Raw genomic sequence first — 3,528 nt, forward strand, 5'->3', positions numbered from 1 at the left:
CTTCTGCAATTTCTTCAGAGATATCTTCACAATTATTCTCAGAAGGATTGATGCGAAAGATTTGGATTGCATCATCTGCCTCGTCAATAATTTTTAGAACTTGGCTTTCATCCAGTGGTCCCGATCGACCAATGTTTTGATCATCATCATAGACAACTAATAAGATTTCATCAGAATTTATAAGAATTGGCTTATCCATAATTTTTCCTCCCTAACGCCTCTTGGCGATTGTTTGTGCGTGGTTTATGGAATATATATAATACGCATAATGCATACTTATCAACAATAAAATATGCGTTATGTGTATTTTATTTTTAACGGTATAAAAATCTTGTAAGAAGATTTTTCCTAAATGACGATTCTCATGAAAGGGGAAGGTGAATGGTTATGAAAATAATAAAAAGTGATATAGAATTAGATAACAAAATAATGCATCTGGTTTCTACATTTAGTAATGAAAGAAAAAAAGCTTTTATTTTTTTTCTTCTGCATGCAGGCGATTTAAAAGGTGAAGAATTGTTTCTTTATCTGGTTGAGTTGTTTTTTGCAGTAGATTAATAATTTGCTCATCAACAGTTTGTTTTGTGGCAGGAATTGGAAAGGAGGGGCCTTCTCCCTCTCCAGTTAATAACCATCCTTCACTAATTCTAAATGCTTTTGCATATTTTGCAGATGCCCGTGATATTCCTCTTAATCCTTGTTCGTGCTGTATATAGCTAGAGTAGTTCCAGCCAAAATATCTAGCTGCTTCTTTAGCACTTCTAAAACCACGCGCTAAACGCGCTTTTATTAATCTAGCAGATTGGTCTATCGTGTTACTAAGCATTTTTATCTCCTTAATATATTCATATTGCATATAATTGGTATGCATTTCGACTTGACTTTTAAGTACTCATAATGCATATTATTTTTTATGGGAAAAATAGCAGTAAAACAGTTACGTAAAAATCTGAATTTAACTCTGAAAGAAATGGCAGCACGGTTAGGCGTCAACAAGTCAACAGTATGGCGTTGGGAAAAATATGGTGTTCCTTCAAGAGGAGCCGTTGCATATCTTCTCGAAGCGTTATGGAATGAACAATCTCCTCCAACGCCTTCTTTTGTCAAGGGTTCCACTGTTTGCATGAAGCCATGTGAACAAAATGAAATGACGAAGCTTCAATATGAAGAAAGAAAATAAAAATGGACAATTTCGCAACGATTATTGTGCTTTTTACGACCAATGTAATCACGATTTTTTGTTTTTATGTCTCTCATAAAAAAATGCAAAGCTCTACAAAGGTATTGCAAAGACCATATTACACTTTTCACATTTTGAAAGATTCAATAAAATTGAAAGATTCAATAAAAGAAATGGATTTTCCAGACGGCAGCACAATTGTTTTTAGCGATTCTGATTGGAATTTTTCTCTTGATGCAAATGATAATTTGATAGTTCAAAGTACTTTAGGACCTTCATTATCTATAAAGGCATATAGCGATGCGCACGGTTTCAAAAAGCATTTCATAGATAGTTTACAGAAATACAATCGGTCTACACATTTAGTTAGTGCAGCGAGATGAAGCATGCAGTGTATTTTTGAATTGAGTGAGTTCATTTTTTTTAACTTATGACTACGCGCTCTGTCACAGCTCACGCATAAATAGGCAACAGCCTTAAGGGGGGGATTATGATCACTAATTTATATTTAATGAAAGAAGGGGATGCGCATGTCTAATGGTATGCCATGGATAAGATTCCATTTGTATGACTGGATAAGTGGTACAAATGGAATGACATCTGAACAACGGGGGGTTTATATAACCCTTCTCGTTTACATGTATGAAAAAAAAGAACCACTTAAAACAGATTTTCAAACGCTTGCACGCGTTTGTCATTGTTCGCAGAAAAAATTTGCAGCTATTGTCGAATATCTCATGAGAAATAATAAACTTGTTGAGACAGATAATGGATTGTGGAATACGCGCGTTGAAGAAGAACTAAAAGATTTTTCTGATAAAAAAGAGCACATATCGCAAGTTCGTAGTGAGGCTGGTAAAAAAGGTGCACAAGCAAAAAATAATACAAAACAACATGTTAATAATTTTGCTGAAGCAAATGACAAGCAAAATGAAGCAAATGCTAAGCAAAATCAAGCTATAAAGAACCAGAATAAGAATATATATAAAAAAACTAAAACTATCGTTTTAGCAAAAAAAGAAATTGGTTCTGAAAGTTTAGAAACAAACGAACAGGTTGACGAGCCAACAGAGGTTGCTGCTGTTGAGACCACATCAGAGCAAATCACAACGGGTGTAGACAACCAACCTCCCATTCACGAGCAAGAGAACGTTCCCAAAAAAGCAAAACGAGCGCAAGCTAATCGCGGTTGTCGATTGCCAGAGGATTTTGAACCCGATTACGATTTTGCAATCGAAGAGGGCTTGCCTCCAGAGCGCGTCAAAGTCGAAATTGCAAAGTTTCGAGATTATTGGCGTTCAAAAGCCGGAGCAAATGCAACCAAAATCGATTGGCAAGCAACATGGCGTAACTGGGTACGCAGGGCTATCGAGGGTTTAGAAAAAACGAAAAACACGAACAACAATGGTGGAAACAATGGAAACTTTTCAAAAGATCAAAGAACTCGTGGTGGTACCGGAGAGACAATCCGTAATCTTATCGGTGCAACACAGCTTAGTGACGCCTCTACAAGATACCGTGCAACAGATAGAGCAATGTGTAACTCTGGAGTTCCCATGGACCTTGAGAAATGGCATTCAATTGACAGCAACCCTAGAGAAACAAGCTTTAGAAGCCTATCAGACTGTTCAAAACTTACTTACCTTGAAAGCGTCTGTTGAAGATATTGCAGAGGCGCTTGATGTGCTTGAAGGCGGTTTGACAATGCAAAAAGTTTTGAATGTAGAAGCGCGTGCAAAGGCTTATATCGCAGCTCTTAACGGCATTTCACTCTGGTCTTTGTTGCAAGCTGTTAAAAATCTTATACGTGGTGAAGCAAAAGGTATGTCAACAACCTTTGTCCCCTCTTGTGCTGATCTAGCGCAGTATTGTCGTGATTTAGAAAGCAGGCTTTATGGTGTTGCTGAGAGAGTTTTTATAGCAGTTGAAAATACGCGTAACCTAGCCTTAGGAGGCAAGCGCATTTCATTCATGAAAATAGGCAAGCCTAGTGAAGAGTGTCATGACAGTAGCAATTCTAAAGCGGCTTAAAACAGCAAAATAGTGAAAAGTGCTGATCATTTTACGATTAGACATGCATTTAAATCGACAAAAAGGCACCGTACAAAGCGATTTAAAGATTTTATGATAAACCTATCCGCAATATAAAACGCTCTGTACGGTCAAATTTTAGGTAAATAGACCAATTGGTAAAATTATGGACTAAAAACATGAAAATATTAAAAGACCTGTTCTTAAAAAAGCGTAAACAACCCATGCAAAAAGAGTTTGTTGCAACAGCTGTTGGTTATGTTCCTTGGGGGGACGGAGCAGAGGAGTATTTTTACAACCTCTACGAATATGAAGAC

The 3,528-nt window shown here is 36.8% G+C and carries 5 protein-coding genes and 1 pseudogene; 4 read left to right on the top strand and 2 right to left on the bottom strand.

Annotated features, from left to right (window positions below; translation table 11 throughout):
- Together ACFINR_RS09015 and ACFINR_RS09020 are read right to left on the bottom strand one after the other, a co-directional pair.
- A pseudogene (locus ACFINR_RS09015) lies at positions 1 to 199 on the bottom strand (hypothetical protein); the annotation flags it as partial.
- 273 nt (positions 200 to 472) lie between these two features.
- Positions 473 to 826, bottom strand: coding sequence for a helix-turn-helix domain-containing protein (locus tag ACFINR_RS09020; protein WP_004859838.1), 354 nt, complete (start codon positions 824 to 826; stop codon positions 473 to 475).
- Positions 827 to 913: 87 nt separating this feature from the next.
- On the opposite strand from ACFINR_RS09020, the gene ACFINR_RS09025 reads away from it, so the two are divergent.
- From ACFINR_RS09025 to ACFINR_RS09040, 4 genes are all read left to right on the top strand, one after another.
- The gene (locus ACFINR_RS09025) at positions 914 to 1,180 is read left to right on the top strand and encodes a helix-turn-helix domain-containing protein (protein ID WP_375637121.1); all 267 of its coding nucleotides are present in this window, start codon (positions 914 to 916) and stop codon (positions 1,178 to 1,180) included.
- A gap of 2 nt (positions 1,181 to 1,182) precedes the next feature.
- Positions 1,183 to 1,563 carry a hypothetical protein gene (locus ACFINR_RS09030; RefSeq protein WP_375654192.1) on the top strand — a complete coding sequence of 127 codons (381 nt, stop codon included), beginning with the start codon at positions 1,183 to 1,185 and terminating at the stop codon, positions 1,561 to 1,563.
- A 147-nt stretch (positions 1,564 to 1,710) separates the two neighbouring features.
- A complete protein-coding gene (locus tag ACFINR_RS09035; protein ID WP_375654196.1) occupies positions 1,711 to 2,841 on the top strand; it encodes a DUF1376 domain-containing protein in 1,131 nt (376 codons plus the stop codon).
- Complete coding sequence (locus tag ACFINR_RS09040) at positions 2,825 to 3,211, top strand: hypothetical protein (RefSeq protein WP_375654199.1); 387 nt, start codon at positions 2,825 to 2,827, stop codon at positions 3,209 to 3,211. The genes ACFINR_RS09035 and ACFINR_RS09040 overlap by 17 nt, the downstream gene beginning before the upstream one ends.
- Positions 3,212 to 3,528 lie beyond the last annotated feature (317 nt).

The organism is Bartonella sp. AP19HLJMH (assembly GCF_042196245.1).
Taxonomy (GTDB): Bacteria; Pseudomonadota; Alphaproteobacteria; order Rhizobiales; family Rhizobiaceae; genus Bartonella.